The 1,103-nt window shown below is 62.3% G+C and carries 1 protein-coding gene; it reads right to left on the bottom strand.

Translation table 11 applies throughout. From position 1 onward, the window contains the following. Positions 1-37 precede the first annotated feature (37 nt). Positions 38-877 carry an IS5 family transposase gene (locus tag ACFV5H_RS37800; protein ID WP_385199187.1) on the bottom strand — a complete coding sequence of 280 codons (840 nt, stop codon included), beginning with the start codon at positions 875-877 and terminating at the stop codon, positions 38-40. Positions 878-1,103: the final 226 nt, after the last annotated feature.

Genomic DNA, 1,103 nt, shown 5'->3' with positions numbered 1-1,103 from the left:
AGAGGGCGTTTGAAGTGGGCAACTTGCCGTTTACGTCCTAGTATGTTCCTCGCCAGGTGGGTGTCGTCTCGTCCGTTATGCGCCTGGTGAGGTTGTCGAGCGAGGCGATGTGGATCATGGCCTCGGAGCTGGTGGTGAGGGTCTCGTAGTCGCGGGCGAGGCGGCGGTGCATCATGATCCAACCGATACTCCGCTCGACCACCCAGCGCCTTTTCACGACCTGAAAGCCGCGGGCCTCTGGGTTCCTGTTGACGACTTCGACGTCGATTCCGAGGCGGGCGCCGTGCTCGACGACGGCGTTCTTGAAGCCGGTGTCGACCCAGCTCTTGGAGATGGTGGGGTATGTCTCCTTCGCCTGGTCGAGGAGGCGAATTCCCAGGGCGTTCTCCGACAGGCCGGCGGCGGTGACGGTCACGGCGAGTATGAGGCCGATCGTGTCGGTGAGGATGCCGCGCTTCCGGCCGACGATTTTCTTCGCGGCGTCCGTTCCCTGGCTGGTCACGGGCACGTTGGTGGAAGTCTTCACGCTCTGGGTGTCGATCACGGAGGCGGTCGGTTCGGGCTTGCGCCCTTCCTTCACACGGGCCAGTCCGGTCAGGTCGTAATTGAGCTGGGCGAAGATTCCTTCGTCGCGCCAGGCCGCGTAGTAAGCGTAGACGGTGCCGTGGTTCGGGAAGTCATGCGGGAGGTATTTCCAGGGGATTCCCGTACGGTTCACGTAGAGGATCGCGTTGAAGACGTCCCGTAAATCGACTTTGGCCGGCTGCCCGGTTGGTCTGCGGTCGAGCCGGGCTTTTCTCCAGGCCGTCAACGTCGGCTCGATCAGGGCCCACCGGGCGTCGGACAGGTCGCTGGGGTATGGCTTGCGCTCGCTCACGACGTAGCGTGATCACGGGTGAGGCGGAGTGCTCGGTTCCGATGTTCATTGGGCGATTCCGCGGCAACTTCAAACCAGACGGACTTCAAGGTGTAGAAGCGAACGAGACGGATGACCGAGCATCCACCGTGGAGAGCGTCATTCGCTGCCTATGGGATGAAGGCCCTCAAAGCGGGTCAGGGGCGAGAGCCGCATATAGGTCTTGACCTGCATAAACGCCCTCTAA

The sequence above is a fragment of the Streptomyces sp. NPDC059787 genome (genome assembly GCF_042732315.1).
Lineage (GTDB): Bacteria > Actinomycetota > Actinomycetes > Streptomycetales > Streptomycetaceae > Streptomyces > Streptomyces atrovirens.
This window is presented reverse-complemented; position numbering and strand designations above follow the sequence as displayed.